Source organism: Roseibacillus ishigakijimensis (assembly GCF_016595415.1).
GTDB lineage: Bacteria > Verrucomicrobiota > Verrucomicrobiia > Verrucomicrobiales > Akkermansiaceae > Roseibacillus > Roseibacillus ishigakijimensis.
Window position 1 is genome coordinate 1 of record NZ_JAENIO010000108.1, and the last position, 887, is coordinate 887.

Annotated in this window: 1 protein-coding gene; it reads left to right on the forward strand. The window is 63.5% G+C overall.

The features are described from left to right. The coding region (locus tag JIN78_RS16770; RefSeq protein ID WP_200393150.1) for a hypothetical protein at positions 1-324 on the forward strand (324 nt) is incomplete at its 5' end. Between the last annotated feature and the right edge of the window lie 563 nt (positions 325-887).

An 887-nucleotide genomic window follows, 5' to 3' on the forward strand; every position in this document is an offset into this window, starting at 1 on the left:
GTGGGAAACTGGTTTGAGAATTGGCGGCTGCGGGCGGGGGTCTCGCCGGGAGTTCCGGCGGCGCGGGCTTTTTGGAAGGACCAGGTGCTGGCCAAGCCGCGGGAGCAGTGGCAGCTGGAGCAGTGGGAGGAGGCCATGCGCTGGTATCTGAACTGGTTGGCGGTGTGCCAGCAAGGCGGGGGCACGGGGCTGACCCTGGCCGAACGGCTGAAGGCGGCGGTGCATCGGGCCGGGGCCCGGCGGGGGCTGGCTCCGAAGACGAGGGAAAGCAGGAAAAGGGCATTGGTGTTTCAGGGGTGGACGAAGCTGCGGCTGCTTTCGTAATCATGGGAGTCAGCTGCGAGCAGGATTGTTGGTGTGGCGAGATCACAGTCTTGCTGGGACGAGGGCGGTGCGACAATCCCAGGGCGTTGCCCTGGGCTGGTATGGGATGCCCCCTTGGGGCTCGGGAAAGGAGCGTGGACCCCCTTGTCCACAGACAGGACCTCCACAGACAGGGTCTCTTTTTTGGGGCGATTCAGGGGGCACCGGTGTTTTGTTGGACGACGAGGACTCTGGGGCCGACGGGGCGTCGGCGCTACGGGCCGAAGGCTTGTGCCCCGGTAGGGAGGCTTCGCCGAGGCCTCCGCGATCCGCCTGTTCCCACGCTCTGGGCCATTTGATGACCTTTCGCTTAAAAGTGTTTCCGAAAACCCTGTTTCGAAGGCGTGGCCTCCTTGGGGTTTGGAAAGGAAGCGAGGGCGCTTGCCATTGGAAAAAATCGTCAGGAAGGCGTGGTGCATCGCCGTTTCGGGGGTGGACGATGCTGCGGCTGCTCTCGTGATCAGTGGAGTCAGCTGCGAGCAGGATTGTTGGTGTGGCGAGATCACAGTCTTGCTGGGATGATG